Source organism: Epilithonimonas hominis (genome assembly GCF_003730015.1).
Taxonomy (GTDB): domain Bacteria; phylum Bacteroidota; class Bacteroidia; order Flavobacteriales; family Weeksellaceae; genus Epilithonimonas; species Epilithonimonas hominis.
On record NZ_RJTU01000061.1, the window covers coordinates 50,862 to 68,995 of the forward strand.

An 18,134-nucleotide genomic window follows, 5' to 3' on the forward strand; every position below is an offset into this window, starting at 1 on the left:
GAGGACGGATAAAGGCGCCCAAATAATTATAAATGCTGAAATGTGATCCAAAAATTAAAAATTGTCTATTTATTCCAAAATCTTAACTTTGTGAATCTTAAAAAAAAATTATTCATTATTAATTCTTACTTTATAGAATGTTTTACGACCATCAGCAGATAGAAAAAAAGTGGCAAAAATATTGGGAAGACAATCAAACCTACAAGACTTCCAACTCAACCGATAAACCGAAATTTTACGTCCTCGATATGTTTCCGTATCCTTCCGGAGCCGGACTTCACGTGGGGCATCCGCTTGGTTATATTGCTTCTGATATCTATGCGCGATACAAAAGACATCAGGGTTTCAATGTTTTGCATCCGGTTGGTTACGATAGCTTCGGTCTTCCGGCAGAACAATATGCCATCCAGACTGGAACGCATCCAGCCATTACAACAGAACAAAATATCACAAGATACGAGGAACAATTAAGAAAAATCGGTTTCTCTTTCGATTGGAGTAGGGAAGTTAGAACTTCGGATCCTTCTTATTATAAATGGACACAATGGATTTTTATTCAGTTGTTTCATTCTTGGTATAATAAGAATACGGACAAGGCGGAATCCGTCGAAACCTTAATCAAACATTTTGAAGAAAAAGGAACTGAAGGTCTTAATGCCAATCAAAATGAAGAATTAAATTTCACTTCAGAAGAGTGGAAATCTTATTCTGATATTAAAAAAGAAGAAATCTTATTGAATTATCGTTTGGCTTACAGAGCGGAAACAACTGTGAACTGGTGTCCTGCTTTGGGAACGGTTTTAGCAAATGATGAGATAAAAGACGGAAAATCCGAAAGAGGTGGTTATCCTGTTTTCCAAAAGAAAATGATGCAATGGAGTATGAGAATCTCTGCATATTCTGAAAGATTATTGCAAGGATTGAAAACTTTGGACTGGCCACAACCTTTGAAAGATTCTCAGGAATATTGGATTGGGAAATCTCAAGGTGCACAAGTTAGATTTGCTACTGAAAATGGAGAAACAATTGAAGTTTTCACAACAAGACCTGACACTATTTTCGGAGCGACCTTTATGGTTTTGGCGCCGGAAAATCCTTTGGTTCAAAATCTGACAACTCAGGAACAGAAAACTGAAGTTGATAATTATATAGAAGAAACTTCCAAAAAGACTGAACGTGATAGAATGGCTGACGTGAAAAATGTGAGTGGTGCTTTCACGGGAAGTTATGCAATTAATCCTTTTAATGGGAACAAAATTCCGGTTTATATTTCTGATTATGTGTTGATGGGTTACGGTACTGGAGCTGTGATGGCTGTACCTGCACACGACGAGCGTGACCATAGATTTGCGAAGAAATTTAATTTAGAAATTATTAAAGTTGTTGAATCTGATGTAGATGTTCAGGAAGAAGCTTATGATTCTAAGGATTCGGTTTGTGTGAATTCTGATTTCCTGAATGGTCTTAATTATAATGATGCGAAAGCAAAAATAATTGCTGAAATCGAAAACAGAGGAATCGGTCACGGCACTACGAATTACAGACAGCGTGATGCGATTTTCTCTAGACAAAGATATTGGGGAGAACCGGTTCCTATATATTATAAGGAAGGTATGCCTTACACGTTGCCAAATTCTGCTTTGCCTTTGGAACTTCCTGAGGTTGAGAAATATTTGCCGACAGAAGACGGCGACCCACCATTAGGAAACGCAAAAACATTTGCCTGGGACGAAGCGAATCAAAAAGTGGTTGATACGGATTTGATTGATGATAAAACCGTTTTCCCTTTAGAATTATCCACAATGCCAGGCTGGGCAGGAAGTTCTTGGTACTTCCTAAGATATATGGACCCGAATGATGATGAGGTTTTCTGTAAAAAAGAATTGTCAGATTATTGGGGACAAGTTGATTTGTACATCGGCGGAAGTGAGCACGCAACTGGTCACTTATTGTATTCTCGTTTTTGGAATATGTTCTTGAAAGACAGAGGTTATATTGAGCAAAATGAGCCTTTCCAAAAATTGATTAATCAAGGAATGATTTTGGGGATGAGTGCGTTTGTTTATAGAGTTGATGGAACCAATCAATATGTTTCTAAAAATTTAGTGAAAGATTACAAAACTCAAGCAATCCACGTTGACGTATCTTTATTAAAAGGAACAACCGACGAATTAGATACCGAAGCTTTTAAATCTTGGAGGCCAGATTACGCAGATGCAGAATTTATTTTAGAAGACGGAAAATACATCACAGGTCGTGAAGTAGAAAAAATGTCTAAGTCAAAATACAATGTTGTAAACCCAGATGACATCTGTAATGAATACGGAGCAGATGGTTTAAGATTGTACGAAATGTTCCTTGGTCCATTAGAACAATCCAAGCCTTGGAACACGCAAGGTCTTAGCGGAGTTTATGGTTTCTTGAAAAAATTCTGGAATCTTTATTTTGATGGCGATAATTTCTCAGTTTCTGATGAAGAGCCAACGAAAGCAGAATTTAAAGTGTTGCATACATTAATAAAGAAGGTAGTTTACGACATCGAAAACTTCTCTTTCAATACTTCTGTGTCGTCTTTTATGATTGCCGTGAACGAATTGCAGAAATTAAAATGTAACAAGCGCAATATTTTGCAACCCTTGGCTGTTATTATATCACCATATGCGCCACATATTTGCGAAGAGGTTTGGCAATTGTTGGGAAATAATGCTTCTATTGAATTTGAACAATTTCCAAGGCTAGATGAAAGCTATCTGATTGAAGATGAGATAGATTACCCATTGAGTTTCAACGGAAAAATGAAAATGAAGCTGAAGTTGGCTGCTCATCTGACAAAGGATGATGTGCAGACAATTGTGATGCAAAATGAAGATGTTAAAAGGATTTTAGGCGAAAATCAAGTTAAGAACTTCATCTTTGTCCCGAAGAAAATCATCAATATTGTTAGCTGATTGTAGATTTCCTTGGGATAGATTAAGAAAATTTATTGTAGTATATACCGAAAATTATTGAAATAAAAATCATAATTTTATCATATCAATTTTAAGTATATAATCTTAATAGTTCGAAAAGGAATAATAAATTCACAAAAACAAGGTTTTAAATTATTTAATAATGAAATTAATTGTTTTATTTGACTATAGAAAATTAGAACTTAAAGCAAAAATAATTTTGCATTTTTAAAATATTTGACTTTATTTTACACGATAAAATTTAACAATTATAATTTAGTTTTAATATGGAAATGAATGTTTCAAACACGGATGAGCAAGTAGTTGCTAGAAAAAAAGGAGGTCTTAATCCTGCGGTAATTATACCAATCTTATTTGCAATTGGTATTGCAATCTTTTTATTTGTTTTAGGTAATCCATCTAACTTTCAAGAGGATGCTCGTACAGCTGGCACAGCTTCAGTAGCATTTGCTGATATCAAAGGGACGGAATTACACCCTCACGGATTAGGCGTTATTTATATGGGAGGAGTTCTTGTTCCTGTGTTGATTACTTTTATGATTATCGTTATTGTTTTCGCTATTGAAAGAGCTATTGTATTGAACAAAGCTTCTGGAACTGGAAATGTTGATAATTTTGTTGTAAAAATCAGAAGCTTGCTTAACAAAAACAAAATCGATGAGGCTTTGGAAGAATGCGATAAGCAACAAGGTTCTATCGGAAATGTTGTGAAAGAAGGTCTTACGACTTACAAAGCATTAGCTCACGATACAACTCTAGACAAAGAACAAAAAATGGCTGGTCTTAACAAAGCAATTGAAGAGGCTACAACTCTTGAGATGCCAATGTTAGAGAAAAATATGAACATTCTTTCTACATTAGGAACAGTTGCAACGTTGGTAGCACTATTGGGAACAGTATTAGGTATGATTCGTTCATTCCAAGCATTAGGAGAAGCAGGTGGAACACCAGATGCTGCTGCATTATCAATCGGTATCTCTGAGGCCTTGATGAATACAGCTTTAGGTATTGGTACTTCTGCAATTGCAATTATTCTTTATAACTATTTCACATCAAAAATTGATGGTTTGACTTACAAGATCGACGAGATTTCTATGAGCATCCAACAATCTTTTGCTGAGTTTCACTAAGAAACTGAGTGTTTTCTTAAAATGTAGTTTTATTACATTTTAAATTTCATCAAATAGTTAAATAGACAAAATAATGGCGAGAATTAAACCAAAAAGACATGGTGTAGCTCTAGATATGACAGCAATGTGTGACGTAACATTCTTACTTCTTACATTCTTCATTATGACTACCCAGTTCAAAAAGCCCGATGTGGCACAGATAAAACCGCCTTCTTCTATATCAGAGAAGTTACTTCCTGATGCTAGTCTTATGACTGTAAGTATTACTCCAGATGGTGTGTTTTATTTTCAGCCTGTAGATAACGGGTCAGAAAAAATACAACTTTTGGATAAAATGGGAGCAAAGTACAATATGACTTTTACAAACCCAGAAAAAGCTGCATTTGCAAAAGTAGAAGCGGTAAGCGTACCAATGGGACAATTGAAAAGTTTTTTGAATCTGCCTGCAGAACAACAAAAAACTTACAAATCAAAAGAAGGTATTCCTATGGATAGTACAAATAAGCAATTAATTGATTGGGTAGAGCAGAGTCTTGCTGTTAATCCTAACTACAAGTTAGCGATTAAAGGTGATGTGACTACAAAATATCCAAAAGTAAAAAGCTTGTTTGAAGGTTTAAGAGATATTGATTTTCTTAAATTTTGGTTGATTACATCACAAGAGACAAATAAAAATTAATCAGGAAATGGCAGAAGTACAAGTAAAAGAGGATTCCGGGAAAGGCGGTAAGGTCCGCTCGAAAAAGCACAATCCCCGTGTAGATATGACTCCGATGGTTGATTTGAATTTCTTGATGTTGATGTTCTTTATGTTTACCACAACATTTAGTAAACCAAATGTGATGGATCTTGGTCTTCCGGCTAAGCCAAAGGAAAACCAGAAACCACCAGATACAGAAATCAAATTAAATAATTCAATTTCTATTATAATAGGAAAAGATAACAAAATTTTCTATCACCAACAAGATCAAGCTGGTCTTAACGATCAAACACTTATTGAAACAAACTTTGATAGAGAAGGTATTACGAAAGTAATTGAGAGAGCAAAAGCTGGAGCCTCTGATAAAGAAAAATTCACAGTAATTATCAAGCCAACAGACGATGCAGTATATAAGAATTTTGTAGATATTCTTGATGAAATGGCTATTACCAAAAATGAAAGATATGGGGTTACCGATATCAAACCTTGGGAGTTAGCTATTTATAAAAAGAAAGTTGGAGAATAATTTCTCTCTACAAATATCATATTTAATATTATTAAAATGGCAGACGAAAATTTGAAGTACGATCTTTCTCTTGATGAGATTGTATTTGAAAATAGAAATAAAGAATATGGTGCGTACGATCTTAGAACTGCGTATCCTAAGTTGCTTACCAGATCTTTTTTGATAGGAACGGCTTTCTTTATTCTTCTTGCGGTTTCTCCTCTTGTCTATCTGAAAATTCAGCAAATGAATGCTAAAGATGCTGTGGAGGTAGATGCAAAGTTGGTAGATATCTTAGAAGAAGAACCAATTATTGAGCAACCTAAAGAAGAAGAACCACCACCACCTCCGCCTCCAAAAGAGCCTGAACAGCAAGAGGTAATTCAGAATGTTGTTCCAGAGCCTAAAAAGGCGCCAAAGATTGAAACACCGCCGCCACCAATTACTAAACAATTGGAGACAACGACAGGTTTGGTAGCTCAAGAAGGGGTTAAAACTCCTGCTTATACGCCACCACCACCACCACCATCTAGTGGAACGGGTAAGGTTGCCGAGGTAAAACCTGTAACTAATGAAGTTTATGAATCTGTAGATCAATCTGCAGAATACCCTGGAGGGATTAATTCTTTCAGAACTAAATTCAGTAATAATTTTGATTCTGGAAATCTTGAAGGTGAAGGTACTTTTAAAACTGAGATTACTTTTGTTGTAGAAAAAGATGGTTCGCTTACACAAGTAAAAGCAACAGGTCCTAATTCTGACTTTAATAAAGAAGCTGAAGCTACAGTTAAAGGTATCAAAACTAAATGGACTCCTGGTAAGGTTAATGGACAACCTGTAAGATCTAGATTTAGATTACCTGTTACAATGAATTTCCAATAAGGATTTAATTTGTAATATATTATATAAAAGAGAAGTTTTTATAACTTCTCTTTTTTTATTAAATTTGTGATATGTATAAATGGCTTTCTCTAGTTGTAGGATTTCTCTACATTGCTTTCGGTATCTTTATTATTGCTTACAGATATCTGGAAATCGTAATATCTAATATTGCTTATCCTCTGGGAGTTTTATTAATTGTTTATGGTATTTTCAGATTTGTAAGAGCTATAATTGCGCTCAAAAATGATAATTAGAATGAAAAAAATATTTTTTCTATTCATGGCAATTCTAGCTGTGACTTACTCGTGTTCAAAAGATAAAGACGTTGACAATCCTAACAAAGGTGAAATTACCATAGAAGCAGACGAATCTTTCAAAAGTGTCTCAGAAGCTTTAGTAGAACGTTATACAGCACTCAACCCAAAAACCAAGATTAATCTTGTTATTAAAAAAGAAGATTTTGGATTGCTTGATCTTTTAGATAGAAAAGTAAGAGTGATTGTTATGTCTAGAGAGTTATCTCAAAAAGAAAAAGAAGCTTACGATACTAAAGTAGATTTACCTTGGAAGCCTGCAAAATTTGCTGCTGATGCCGTTTTATTTGTCGTTCCAAAAAATTCGCCTTTAGAATCTATTTCTATGGATGAGATTGCTAGCGAGCTTGAGTCTGAAAAAAAACGTTTTATTTTTGATGGAACTAATTCCAGTAATCTTAATTTTATCGCGCAAAAATTTAATAAAAACCCATCCGATTTAAAATTTTCTATCATCAATGGAAACGAAAATGTTGTAGAACAACTTAAAAATTATCCAGACAAGATAGGTGTGATAAGCTACAATACAATTAGTCGTCCTTATGGAAAAGAAGCTGAAAAACTTCGGAACGAATTGAAAATATTAAAAGTCGTTAAGGGTAATAAAACGTATGATGTTTCCAATGATAGTTTGAAAAATATGTCTTATCCTTTTACAAGAATTTTATATTTCTTAACCAATGAAGGTTATTATGGCCTAGGGAATGGATTTATTAGATTTTCATGCCAACAATTGGGACAGATTGTTGTTGAAAAAGAAGGTCTCCAGCCGTATAATATTTTTAAAAGAGAGGTTCAAATGAGATAATTGAACTTTTAATATTTATTTAACAGAAAGTTTAAACATAAATTTTTATTTTGGTCTAAATATTGCGACTAAAAGAAATTTATAGTTAAGAAAAATGAAAACAGAATATATAATGAATTTATCAAAAAAGATTGCTGTAACAGCAGCAGTAGGGTTTTTTACAAGTTTTAGTTTTGCACAATCTTTACAAGACGGAATTAATTTTGTAGATAGCCAAAAATATGCGAAAGCAAAACAAAATTTTACAGACCTTATTAATCAAAATCCTAAAGACGCCAATAATTATTTCTACTTAGGTAATACATACTTAACTCAATTCGATCCCAATTTTGATTCTGCACAAGAAAACTTCAACAAAGGACTCGCTGCAGATCCTAAAAGTTATTTGAATAAATTAGGCTTAGCTTCTGTTAAATTAGGCAAAGGTGATAAGTCAGCAATTGCAGAGATCCAACAAATTGTAAAAGACTCTAGAGAAAAAGATGCAGAAGTTCTTTTCCGTGCGGGTGAAGCATTGACATTATTTGAAAAAAATAGTTCTCCAGACTTAGCAATTACTTTTTTGAATAAAGCTATTGAGAAGGCAGATAAAAAAGGTGTTCCTGCTAACTATTATTACGCTCTAGGCGATGCTTACAGAATCAAAAAAGATCCAGGAAATGCAATGACAGCTTATGATAAAGCAGAAGCTGTTGCTCAAAATAAAGCCTCTGTGTATACAAGAAAAGGCACGCTTTGGATTGCTGCTCAACAATGGCAACAAGCAAAAACCAATATTGATAAAGCGATTGCAGTAGATCCAACTTATGCTCCAGCTTACAAAGCTTTGGCAGGATTTAATATCAAGTATCAGAAAAATGCAGAAGCAACTCAGAATTTGATTAATTATACAAAGTATGCGGATGAAGATCCATATACACAATTAGAAATTGCTAAGCTTTATTTTACTAATGAAGACTATGCTAATGCAAAGAAGACATTAGATGCAGTTTTCGATAAAGTAGATGATGCAATCAAATATAGATTACGTGCTTACATCCAATATGCAGATGGAGATTATGCAGGAGCTCAGCAAAATATCGAAACTTTTTTATCAAAGGCAGACAAAAACAGAATCCAGCCATCTGATGAAGGTTTGCAAGGTCTAATTGCAGCAGGTATGGCAAAGGGCGAAAAAGATGCTGCTAAAAAAGCACAATTAGATGCAATTGCTCAACAAAAAATTGCTATTGCAAAAGCTGCAAAAGACGAAACACTAAAATGGGATGAAGAACTTGCAAAAGTAAAAGGAGGAATCAATTCTGCATCTGTAGAGCAAGGTCCTACATCTCCAGCAATAGAAGCTCTTAAGAAAAAGATTGTAGAAAATCCTAGTGACACAGATTCTCTTTACAAATTAGCTACAGAGTATCAGAATGTTCAAAACTGGAATGGCGCTATCTTAACTTGGGGGAAAATGATTTCAGCATTGCCAGAGTGGGCGCCAGCATATTACAGCCAAGGCTATGCTTATCAGCAAGCTAAAAATAATGATATGGCTAAAGCTTCGTATGAGAAATTTATTTCTCTTGTAAAACCAGCAGAAATAGAAGCTAATAAACCGAGTTTGGGTTATGCTTATTTCTTTGTAGCATTTATGGAAAAAGATGCTAATCCTGAAAAAGCAAAACAAGATGTTGCAAAATCTCTAGAATATGAACCAACATATCAGGATGCAATTAATCTTCAAAAAGCATTGAATAAATAATCTAAGTTATTAAATTATAAAAACTTCCCAACCTCCAAAGTTGGGAAGTTTTCTTTTTAGTAATTTTGTAAAAATATCTTTAAAATGAAATGTGATTTTTTGGCGATTGGTGCGCATCCAGATGATGTAGAATTGGGTTGTGGAGGAACAATTATAAAATTAATTGCTGAAGGAAAAACAGTCAGCGTTATTGATTTGACGGAAGGGGAATTAGGAACTAGAGGAACGGCTGAAACGCGTGCTGAAGAAGCAGCTAACGCAGCTAAAATATTAGGAATTAGTTCAAGAGAAAATCTTAAGCTAAAAGATGGTTTCCTTAATAATTCAGAAGATTATCAACTTAAAATCGTTGAAAAAATCAGAAAATACAAACCAGAAATTGTTTTGGCTAATGCAATTGATGACAGACATCCTGATCATGCAAAAGCTGCAAAATTAGTTTCTGATGCTTGTTTTCTTTCTGGTTTGAAGAAAATAGAAACTTTTGATAATGATCAACCACAAGAAGTTTGGAGACCAAAACATATCTTCCACTATATCCAATGGAAAAACGTGGTTCCAGAGTTTGTGATTGATATTTCTGGATTTATGGAGCAAAAAATAGAAGCATGTTTAGCATATAAAACACAATTTTATAATCCGGAATCCAAAGAACCAGTTACACCAATTGCAACAAAAGATTTTCTGGAAAGCCTGACTTACAGAGCACAAGACTTGGGAAGGCTTTCTGGAGTGGAATATGCGGAAGGTTTTACAACTGAAAAATTGATTGCTCTGAAAAATTTCGATGGAATTATTTGTGATTAACAAAGAAAATATTATATATTTGCACACGCAAAACGGTGATTGTAGCTCAGTTGGTTAGAGCGTCGGATTGTGGTTCCGAAGGTCGTGGGTTCGAGACCCATCATTCACCCTGATTAAAACGCATTCAATTAGAATGCGTTTTTTTATTTAATATTGTTTTTATACATTTAGGATTTGATGATATATGAAAAACAACAATAATTTTGATTTTTTAAGGTTTTTGTTTTCATTCCTAGTTGTAATAGGACATTCCATACTTTTAAGCGGTAATCCAGAATTTTGGAACGGCTTTTTTGCAGCTATGCCTAATTTTAGTGTATACTCTTTTTTCATTATTAGCGGTTTTCTTATCTATTCAAGTTTTGACAGATCAAAAAATCTAAATATATATTTTAGAAATAGAATAAAGAGAATAGTTCCGGCTTATTTTTTTATCGTAGTTACGTTTGCTTTTTTACTATACTTTTTTTCCAGTACAACACTCCAAAATTACTTTTCATCAGATTGGGTAAAGTATTTAGGTGCTAATTTGGTATTTGCAAATTTTCTGAAACCCTGTATTCAATATGTTTTTGAAAATAATTTACATTGTGCAGTTAATGGATCATTATGGACAATAAAAGTGGAAATAATGTTTTATTTTTTTGTTCCTATATTGTATTATTTCATCCATAAAAAAAGTCGAAAGTCACAAAATATCATTATAATAAGTATCTATTTTTTCTCTTTAATATATAGTTATTATGTCAATAAGTATTTCAATTACGAATTATCAAAACAATTTCCTGGAAGTCTAAAATATTTTGTAGTTGGTATTTTATTGTATATCAATTTTGATTATTTCAATACAAAAAAGAATAAAATATTGATTGTATTTTTATTTCTCGGAATTATGGAATTCTTATATTCTCCAGTGCAAATTATTTTTGCCTTTTCACTAGGCATTTCGATAGTATGGTTAGCATTTTCTAAATTACCAGTTAAGAATTTTGGAAAATATGGTGACTTTTCTTACGGAATGTATCTTATACATTTTCCTGTAATTCAGATTTTTGTACAAGAAAAAATTTATGACAATTATTCCTTTTTCGGATTGTTTCTAAGTTATGTCGTAATTATATTTTTGTCTGTGATGATTTGGAAGTTAATAGAAGAACCTTTTTTACGAAAAAGAATAAAAAAAACGCATCTCTGAAGATGCGTTAAAATATTTTTTTGGTTTTAAACTTCGTCGTCAGACTCTATTGTAAAAGATCTGGACTTATAGTCTTTATCGTGTCTTTCTGAGATTACATCTTCACCCTTTTGCTGGATTATGAAATCCGTAGATTCATTAAATAATTCCTGAAAACTTTTGAAATCTTCTTTGTAAAGATAGATTTTATGTTTTTCAAAAGTTGCTTCGCCATTTTCCCCGAAATTCTTTTTACTTTCTGTAATGGTCAAATAATAATCACCCGCTTTGGTCTCCCGCACATCAAAGAAATAGGTTCTTCTGCCTGCTTTCAACACTTTAGTGAAAATCTCATTCTCATGTCGTTCCTTAAATTCACTCATTGTTAAATATTTTTTTAGAAATCTGTTCTAACAAATATAATAGAATTCTCGGAATTTCAAAATGTTTTGTTAAAAAAAACTCATAAACACAAGTTTTTCTTAAAATTTTAATAATTTCTATTTCAAAATCAAATAACTCTAATTAAGATAAAGAATCTGGTCTGCCCGTTTTGCGCTTGATTCTCTGTGTGTTATGATAATTGAAGTGGTGGTTTTGATATCTTTGTCAATATTCCGAAGAATGTTTTCTTCTGTTTCAGTATCCAATGCAGACAGACAATCATCAAATATCAGAATGTTAGGTTGCTTTATCATTGCCCTTGCAATGCAGATTCTTTGTTTTTGACCGCCGGATAACATCACGCCACGCTCGCCCACCAGAGTGTTATACTGATCTTTGAACTCCTCTATGTTTTTGTGGACATCAGCTTTTTTAGCCATTTCAACCACAAGGTTGTGGCTTGGATTGTCTATTGCGAAACCAATGTTATTCTCAATAGTATCGGAAAAAAGATAACTTTCCTGAGGTGTGTAACCTATCTGTTCACGATAAAGATGTAGATTATGATTCTTCAGATTTTTCCCGTCGATAAGAATTTCTCCTTCATCAGGATCAATCAGTCTACAAAGCAATTGCGCAATTGTAGATTTGCCACTTCCAGTTTTTCCCATTATTGCCAGTGATTTTCCAGCATCAATTACAAAGCTCAAGTTATCAATAGCTTTAATCCCTGTATTCGGATAAGTGTAGCTTACATTCCGGAATTCGATCTCGCCTTTTATTGGATAGATGTCGTGGTTGGTGTTAATAATCTCGGATTTCATATCCAGAAACTCATTCACTCTCTGCATACTGGCTTCGGCTCTTTGATTGACAGACGTGACCCAGCCCAGCATAGAAAAAGGAAAAATTAGAATATTAATATACATAAAAAAGTCCGCAATGGTTCCCACGCTCATTTCGCCGTCAATATATTTTTGACCGCCAATCACTAGTATTGCAACATTCAGAAGACCGATGACGAAGATGATAATCGTAAAAAAATAGGCTTCTGTCCTTGCAAGATCCAATGCTTTGTCCTGATAATCTTTTACTTTGATGCCATAATTTTTCTCAATATATCTTTCCTTACTGAAAAATTTGATAACACGAATCCCAGAAAAACTGTCCTGAACAAAAGTTGATATGGCAGACTGACTTTTCTGCATCACCTTTGACTTTTTATTAATAATATCACTCACCTTATAAATTCCGTAAGAGAGTATAGGCAGAGGAATCAGTGTCCAAAGAGTCATCTGTAAATCCGTCATAAACATATAAATGCTTGTGATAATAAGTAATATAATCAGGTTTACTACATACATTACTCCTGGTCCCAGATACATTCTGATAGCTACAACATCTTCACTTAATCGGTTAAGAAGATCACCAATGGTCGTTTTCTTATAATCGGTAACCGATAATTCCTGATAATGTCTGTAGATTTTGTTTTTCAATTCATATTCAATCCTTCTGGATGCAACAATAATGGTTTGTCTCATCATAAATGTGAAAAAACCAGAGAGCAATGAGCAACCGATTAAAATGCCAGAGTTGATAAAAATTACTCTGAAATAAGTCCAATTGTTTCTTACATTATCTATAAGTCCCGCATCTGCAGAAAGTTTAAGCGTAGAATAATTTTTCTCGATAATATTAATTGTCTGACCGATATACTGAATTTTGTAAATCGTAAAAAAGTTACTTAGTATGATGAATAGGAATCCCCAAAACAGTAACATACGATGTTTCCAGAAATAAGGATTAAGTGTTTTTAAAGCTTTCATTTCTTTTGCTTTGATTTTCCAAAGGCACTGCAAAATTAACGAAATAATTTTACGTTGGCTTTGAAAGCCATTAACAAAGGGGAATAAATTTTTTATTATAAGGCATAGAAATTGACATTAATCTGTAATTTTGTAATCGAAAAATTTAAAAAATGACTCCTAAACCAAAATATGATGTTGCATTAATAGGGGGCGGAATTATGAGCGCTACACTTGCAACAATGCTCCACGAATTTGATAATTCTCTTGAGATCGTTATTTTCGAAAGACTGTCCGAGGTGGCAAAAGAAAGTTCCTCGGCCTGGAATAATGCAGGAACGGGGCATTCCGCATTCTGTGAGCTTAACTACACACCGGAAAAAGATGGTCAAATCGATATCAAAAAGGCAGAATATATTGCCGAGCAATTTGAAGTTTCAAAACAATTCTGGTCTTATCTTATTAACAAGGGTATTATTGACAAACCAAAAGAATTCATAAATTCTTGTCCGCATATGAGCTTTGTCTTTGGTGAAAAAGATGTTGATTACCTCAAAAAAAGACATGAAGCATTATTAAAGTCTCCGCTGTTTCAAGGAATGGAATATTCGGATGATCATAAAAAGCTTGCAGAATGGATTCCATTAGTAATGCAAAAAAGAATGTCTTCAGATAAATTGGCTGCAACCAAAATGGATCAGGGAACGGACGTCGATTTTGGAAAATTGACATCTAAGTTAATCGAACACCTCAGTAAAACCGAATCTGTAGAAGTTTTTACTTACCACGAAGTAAAAGATATAGATTCTGATGGTAAAGGAGGATGGGATCTAAAGGTAAATGACAGAAAAAACCTGCATAAGCAGACAGTGCATGCAGATTTCGTGTTTATTGGTGCAGGCGGTTATGCATTGCCCCTTTTGGAAAGTTCTGGAATTGAGGAAAGTAAAGGTTATGGTGGTTTCCCTGTGAGTGGACAATGGCTAGTGACCACTAATCCGGAATTGGTTGAAAAACATCATGCTAAAGTTTATACGCAAGCAACGGTTGGTGCACCGCCCATGTCGGTTCCACATCTTGATCTCAGAATTATTGACGGTCAGAAAGCATTATTATTTGGTCCATTTGCAGGATTCTCGACCAAATTTTTGAAAGAGGGAAGCTATCTCGATTTGCCAGAAAGTGTTAATTTTAAAAATATACGATCATTATTTGGCGCTTGGTGGCACAATATGCCTCTCACAAGATACCTGATCCAACAGGTGACGATGAGTAAAGAACAAAGAATGTCCCATCTTAGAGATTTTATAAAAGATGCAAAGGAACAAGACTGGGAACTAAAACAAGCAGGGCAGCGTGTTCAGATTATTAAAAGAGACCGTTTTGAAGGCGGTAGATTAGAATTCGGAACAGAAGTTGTTGTGAACAAAGAAAGGAATATAGCCTCTCTGTTAGGTGCTTCACCGGGTGCAAGTACCTCAGCCTTTGCAATGATAATGGTGCTGGAAAAATGTTTTGAAAAAAGGTTGGCAACCGAATGGAAAGATAAACTCATACAGATGATACCAAGCTACGGAAAAAAGTTGGCAGAGCACCCAGAGCTTATACAACAGATCCGCGATTATTCGAAAGATAAACTTGAGCTGGACTATTAATTTTAATACAATTGGAAATGAGTGAAACTAAACTCAAACCATTTATAGCTGACCAATTACTCGCTTCGCTTCAGCCAGAAATTGAGGAAGAAAGCCAGGTAATACTTCATTGCTGTATAAAATCACAGTCGTTCTTGCAGGAAAAAATAAGAATTTGGTCTTCCACATATTTGGTTGATAGAACGTTAGAACATGTTTCCAAACTCATACATTTTGAAAATATAACTCTGTTTCCGGAATGGACAGATATTCCTTATGGAAATGAATACTGGTTTACGCTGGTTTTTTCAGGATTGCCAAAAGATTGTAAAGTTTTCGATTTTTTGGAACTTATACCACAGAACGGAGGTTTTTATTGTGAAGGAATTACCAGAAATTCTTCCGATGTTTATAAAATCATTTTAGATATTTAAATAAAAGGGTTCAGAAATCTCTGAACCCTTTTATTCTAAGCAAGTTTTTGCATTTCTTGTTTTATTTTTTCCTGTAAGCTTTCAGAAGCTGCTACCAACGGAAGTCTGAGGTAGTTTTTTATCAATCCTTTCTCCGCGAGTATTGTTTTTACACCGCACGGATTACCTTCCGCAAAGATCAGTCGTGTTATTTCAACAAGAGAATTATGGATTTTATAGGCTTCATCTACTTCCCTTTTACGAGCCAGTTTTACCATTGTCGAAAACTCTTTTGGATAAGCTTGTCCGATTACAGAAATCACACCGTCTCCTCCGGCCAGTGTAACAGGCAGTGTGTATTCGTCATCACCGGACATCAGTGAAAAATGTTCAGGTTTTTGTCTTAAAATATCAAAATATTGTAGCATATTTGGAGCTGCTTCTTTTATCATAAAAAGATTTGGAAACTCATTCGCAAGACGCAAAGTGGTAGCTGCTTCCACATTTTGCCCCGTCCTGCCCGGGACATTATAAATAATTATTTTTTCTCCCGTTTCTGCTAGTGCTTTATAATGCTGATACAACCCTTCCTGGTTGGGTTTATTATAGTAAGGTGATACTGAAAGTACGGCTTCAAAGTCCGAAAGATCAGTTTCCTTGATCTGGGATACAACTTCTGCAGTATTATTACCTCCAATCCCCAATACCAACGATAGTCTATTATTATTGATCTTGGTAATATGAGCAATAACTTTTTCCTTTTCTTCCTTGGACAATGTGGCAGCTTCCGCAGTAGTTCCCATCACTACTAAAAAATTGGTTCCATTGTCTATGTTATAATCGATAAGTTTCGTTAGAGATTCGAAATCTATTGAAAGATCTTCATGAAAAGGTGTAATCAAAGCTACACCTACGCCTTTTAGCTGACCCATTTTTATATGAAATTAAATTTCTCAAAGTTAATTTTATTTTAATTATCAGCAAAGGTATTCCGAAGAGATCAGTCAAAATCTTTATCTTAATTAGTTTGTAAGGTATAGCTTACGAACATTCTAGTTCTTGAAAAAACAATATATGAACTGGCTATCAAATAAATGATGTTAGTTTTAAAACTCTAAAATCATTAGATTTGTATCCATATTATTTTTAAATGAAAAGTAAAGTTTTAGGTTTTGGGATTCTAGGCATATTACTAATGGGCTGTAAAGCACCTCTAAGTATAGCCCATGTGCATACCGAAAAGAATATTTTTATTACCAATGCGCTTACCAATGATAAAAAAATAGAGGCTATCATCCAGCCCTACAAAAAAGAGCTGGAAGGTGAAATGAATACCAAAATCTCACATACAAATACAGAACTAAATAAAACAGGCGATAACAGCAACCTTGGAAATCTATTGGCAGATTATACTTTTCAGGGCGCAGATGATTGGGCAAAAAAGAATAATATCCCGCCCATTGACGCCGCAGTAATTAATATTGGAGGCATCAGAACCATTATCCCCAAAGGTGATATTTTGACGAAACAAATCTATGAGGTGATGCCTTTTGAAAACGAAATTGTAATCGTTAAAATGACGGGGAAAGATGTCGAAGGATTGTTTGATTACTACATGAAAACTCAGAAAAATAATCCCGTTTCCCACATTTTAATCGAAACTGATGATAATTCCATTTCTAAAAAGCTTATCAACGGCAAATCAGTAGATGAAGGTAAAACATATTATATAGCGACATCAGATTATCTTGCCTTGGGTGGTGACAATATGTTTTTCTTTTCCAAAGGTCAGATGATCCAGACAGGAATAAAAATGCGAGATCTTTTCCTGGATAAGTTCAAACAAAACCCAGAGGTTTCTTCTCCAGACGATGTAAGATTGATTTTCAAAAACAAAAAAGTGCAGGAATAATGAAAAGAAAAGAATTTCTAAAATATATCGGTGGCGGAAGTCTTGCTTTAACGCTTGCACCCAATCTTTTGTTGGCAGAGCAATTTGATATTCTAACAAAAGAATCAGCGCATAAATTGACGATTCTTCACACGAATGATCAGCACAGTAGGATAGAACCATTTGATGCATCTTATACCAAAAATCCAAATCAAGGAGGATTTGCTAGAAGAGCTTCATTAGTCAAGAAAATCAGGAACGAAGAAAAAAATGTTTTGCTTTTGGATTCGGGAGATATTTTCCAAGGAACGCCCTATTTCAATTTTTTTGGTGGCGAACTGGAGTTTAAGCTGATGAGTATGATGAAATATGATGCTTCTACAATGGGAAATCACGATTTTGATAATGGTTTAGATGGTTTTCTAAAAGTTCTCCCGAATGCAAAATTCCCCTTCATTTGCTCCAATTACGACTTCAAGAATACCATTCTTGATGGCAAAACAGAACCTTACAAAATGTTCAATAAGGACGGTGTAAGGATTGGGATTTTTGGTGTTGGAATAGAACTAAATGGACTGGTAGGAAAAAAGAATTATGCAGAAACAGTTTACCAAGATCCTGTAGATGTAGCACAGCATTATGCAGATTTTCTTAGAAATGAGAAAAAATGTGATCTGGTGATTTGTCTGTCTCATATAGGTTTCGATTACAAAGATCAGCCGGAGAAAATGTCGGACAAGCATCTTGCAGCCAAAACCTCCGGAATAGATCTCATTTTGGGAGGGCACACGCATACATTTCTGAAAGAACCTCTGGTTTTTCAAAATAAGGTCGGTAAAAATGTTATTGTCAATCAGGTTGGCTGGGCAGGGATTTTATTAGGAAGATTAGATTTTTATTTTGATAAAAATAAGAATGTGAAAAATATTTCGTGGAATAATCAGTTAATAGATGAAAACATAATTGTTTAG

17 protein-coding genes and 1 tRNA gene are annotated in these 18,134 nt (G+C 34.2%); 15 read left to right on the forward strand and 3 right to left on the reverse strand.

Going from position 1 to position 18,134, the window contains the following annotated elements:
- The first annotated feature begins 137 nt into the window (after positions 1-137).
- The 11 genes from leuS (at position 138) to EGH73_RS08930 (ending at position 11,057) form a co-directional block, all read left to right on the forward strand.
- The gene (gene leuS / locus EGH73_RS08880) at positions 138-2,948 is read left to right on the forward strand and encodes a leucine--tRNA ligase (RefSeq protein ID WP_123281526.1); all 2,811 of its coding nucleotides are present in this window, start codon (positions 138-140) and stop codon (positions 2,946-2,948) included.
- Between the two features lie 287 nt (positions 2,949-3,235).
- Positions 3,236-4,099, forward strand: coding sequence for a MotA/TolQ/ExbB proton channel family protein (locus tag EGH73_RS08885; protein ID WP_123281527.1), 864 nt, complete (start codon positions 3,236-3,238; stop codon positions 4,097-4,099).
- 73 nt (positions 4,100-4,172) lie between these two features.
- The gene (locus EGH73_RS08890; RefSeq protein ID WP_123281528.1) at positions 4,173-4,778 is read left to right on the forward strand and encodes an ExbD/TolR family protein; all 606 of its coding nucleotides are present in this window, start codon (positions 4,173-4,175) and stop codon (positions 4,776-4,778) included.
- Positions 4,779-4,785: 7 nt separating this feature from the next.
- Positions 4,786-5,325 carry an ExbD/TolR family protein gene (locus EGH73_RS08895; RefSeq protein ID WP_123281529.1) on the forward strand — a complete coding sequence of 180 codons (540 nt, stop codon included), beginning with the start codon at positions 4,786-4,788 and terminating at the stop codon, positions 5,323-5,325.
- A gap of 36 nt (positions 5,326-5,361) precedes the next feature.
- Positions 5,362-6,186: an energy transducer TonB gene (locus EGH73_RS08900; RefSeq protein WP_123281530.1), complete on the forward strand. Its 825-nt coding sequence runs from the start codon at positions 5,362-5,364 to the stop codon at positions 6,184-6,186.
- Positions 6,187-6,257: 71 nt separating this feature from the next.
- Complete coding sequence (locus tag EGH73_RS08905) at positions 6,258-6,440, forward strand: C4-dicarboxylate ABC transporter (RefSeq protein ID WP_123281531.1); 183 nt, start codon at positions 6,258-6,260, stop codon at positions 6,438-6,440.
- Between the two features lies 1 nt (position 6,441).
- Positions 6,442-7,308: a PstS family phosphate ABC transporter substrate-binding protein gene (locus EGH73_RS08910; protein ID WP_245985486.1), complete on the forward strand. Its 867-nt coding sequence runs from the start codon at positions 6,442-6,444 to the stop codon at positions 7,306-7,308.
- A 94-nt stretch (positions 7,309-7,402) separates the two neighbouring features.
- Positions 7,403-9,055, forward strand: a complete 1,653-nt coding sequence (locus EGH73_RS08915; RefSeq protein WP_123281532.1) for a tetratricopeptide repeat protein — start codon at positions 7,403-7,405, stop codon at positions 9,053-9,055.
- An 84-nt stretch (positions 9,056-9,139) separates the two neighbouring features.
- Entirely contained in the window at positions 9,140-9,862 is a 723-nt protein-coding gene (bshB1, locus tag EGH73_RS08920) for a bacillithiol biosynthesis deacetylase BshB1 (RefSeq protein WP_123281533.1), read from the forward strand.
- Between the two features lie 34 nt (positions 9,863-9,896).
- Positions 9,897-9,972, forward strand: a tRNA-His gene (locus EGH73_RS08925).
- 74 nt (positions 9,973-10,046) lie between these two features.
- Complete coding sequence (locus tag EGH73_RS08930) at positions 10,047-11,057, forward strand: acyltransferase family protein (RefSeq protein ID WP_123281534.1); 1,011 nt, start codon at positions 10,047-10,049, stop codon at positions 11,055-11,057.
- Between the two features lie 26 nt (positions 11,058-11,083).
- Here the strand turns inward: EGH73_RS08930 and EGH73_RS08935 are convergent, their stop codons facing one another.
- Positions 11,084-11,419, reverse strand: coding sequence for a DUF3276 family protein (locus EGH73_RS08935; protein WP_089768829.1), 336 nt, complete (start codon positions 11,417-11,419; stop codon positions 11,084-11,086).
- A gap of 138 nt (positions 11,420-11,557) precedes the next feature.
- A complete protein-coding gene (locus EGH73_RS08940) occupies positions 11,558-13,246 on the reverse strand; it encodes an ABC transporter ATP-binding protein (RefSeq protein ID WP_089768827.1) in 1,689 nt (562 codons plus the stop codon).
- Between the two features lie 152 nt (positions 13,247-13,398).
- Between EGH73_RS08940 and mqo the strand changes: the two genes are divergently transcribed.
- Together mqo and EGH73_RS08950 are read left to right on the forward strand one after the other, a co-directional pair.
- On the forward strand, positions 13,399-14,880 hold the full coding sequence (mqo, locus tag EGH73_RS08945) for a malate dehydrogenase (quinone) (protein ID WP_123281535.1): 1,482 nt from the start codon (positions 13,399-13,401) through the stop codon (positions 14,878-14,880).
- Positions 14,881-14,897: 17 nt separating this feature from the next.
- A complete protein-coding gene (locus EGH73_RS08950; protein ID WP_123281536.1) occupies positions 14,898-15,293 on the forward strand; it encodes a hypothetical protein in 396 nt (131 codons plus the stop codon).
- A gap of 35 nt (positions 15,294-15,328) precedes the next feature.
- Here the strand turns inward: EGH73_RS08950 and dapA are convergent, their stop codons facing one another.
- Positions 15,329-16,204, reverse strand: coding sequence for a 4-hydroxy-tetrahydrodipicolinate synthase (gene dapA, locus EGH73_RS08955; protein ID WP_123281537.1), 876 nt, complete (start codon positions 16,202-16,204; stop codon positions 15,329-15,331).
- A gap of 218 nt (positions 16,205-16,422) precedes the next feature.
- Between dapA and EGH73_RS08960 the strand changes: the two genes are divergently transcribed.
- Both EGH73_RS08960 and EGH73_RS08965 read left to right on the forward strand, forming a co-directional pair.
- Positions 16,423-17,184, forward strand: coding sequence for a 5'-nucleotidase C-terminal domain-containing protein (locus tag EGH73_RS08960; protein WP_123281538.1), 762 nt, complete (start codon positions 16,423-16,425; stop codon positions 17,182-17,184).
- The gene (locus tag EGH73_RS08965; protein ID WP_123281539.1) at positions 17,184-18,134 is read left to right on the forward strand and encodes a bifunctional metallophosphatase/5'-nucleotidase; all 951 of its coding nucleotides are present in this window, start codon (positions 17,184-17,186) and stop codon (positions 18,132-18,134) included. Before EGH73_RS08960 ends, EGH73_RS08965 begins: the two co-directional genes overlap by 1 nt.

What these genes read in the sequence shown, in the direction of transcription:
- EGH73_RS08910 (WP_245985486.1), top strand. Translation starts at nt 6,442, where the DNA reads ATGAAAAAAATATTTTTTCTATTCATGGCAATTCTAGCTGTGACTTAC.
- bshB1 (WP_123281533.1), top strand. Translation starts at nt 9,140, where the DNA reads ATGAAATGTGATTTTTTGGCGATTGGTGCGCATCCAGATGATGTAGAA.
- EGH73_RS08940 (WP_089768827.1), bottom strand. Translation starts at nt 13,246, where the DNA reads ATGAAAGCTTTAAAAACACTTAATCCTTATTTCTGGAAACATCGTATG.
- dapA (WP_123281537.1), bottom strand. Translation starts at nt 16,204, where the DNA reads ATGGGTCAGCTAAAAGGCGTAGGTGTAGCTTTGATTACACCTTTTCAT.
- EGH73_RS08965 (WP_123281539.1), top strand. Translation starts at nt 17,184, where the DNA reads ATGAAAAGAAAAGAATTTCTAAAATATATCGGTGGCGGAAGTCTTGCT.
- EGH73_RS08950 (WP_123281536.1), top strand. Translation starts at nt 14,898, where the DNA reads ATGAGTGAAACTAAACTCAAACCATTTATAGCTGACCAATTACTCGCT.
- leuS (WP_123281526.1), top strand. Translation starts at nt 138, where the DNA reads ATGTTTTACGACCATCAGCAGATAGAAAAAAAGTGGCAAAAATATTGG.
- EGH73_RS08915 (WP_123281532.1), top strand. Translation starts at nt 7,403, where the DNA reads ATGAAAACAGAATATATAATGAATTTATCAAAAAAGATTGCTGTAACA.
- EGH73_RS08960 (WP_123281538.1), top strand. Translation starts at nt 16,423, where the DNA reads ATGAAAAGTAAAGTTTTAGGTTTTGGGATTCTAGGCATATTACTAATG.
- EGH73_RS08905 (WP_123281531.1), top strand. Translation starts at nt 6,258, where the DNA reads ATGTATAAATGGCTTTCTCTAGTTGTAGGATTTCTCTACATTGCTTTC.
- EGH73_RS08930 (WP_123281534.1), top strand. Translation starts at nt 10,047, where the DNA reads ATGAAAAACAACAATAATTTTGATTTTTTAAGGTTTTTGTTTTCATTC.
- EGH73_RS08935 (WP_089768829.1), bottom strand. Translation starts at nt 11,419, where the DNA reads ATGAGTGAATTTAAGGAACGACATGAGAATGAGATTTTCACTAAAGTG.
- EGH73_RS08895 (WP_123281529.1), top strand. Translation starts at nt 4,786, where the DNA reads ATGGCAGAAGTACAAGTAAAAGAGGATTCCGGGAAAGGCGGTAAGGTC.
- EGH73_RS08890 (WP_123281528.1), top strand. Translation starts at nt 4,173, where the DNA reads ATGGCGAGAATTAAACCAAAAAGACATGGTGTAGCTCTAGATATGACA.
- EGH73_RS08900 (WP_123281530.1), top strand. Translation starts at nt 5,362, where the DNA reads ATGGCAGACGAAAATTTGAAGTACGATCTTTCTCTTGATGAGATTGTA.
- EGH73_RS08885 (WP_123281527.1), top strand. Translation starts at nt 3,236, where the DNA reads ATGGAAATGAATGTTTCAAACACGGATGAGCAAGTAGTTGCTAGAAAA.
- mqo (WP_123281535.1), top strand. Translation starts at nt 13,399, where the DNA reads ATGACTCCTAAACCAAAATATGATGTTGCATTAATAGGGGGCGGAATT.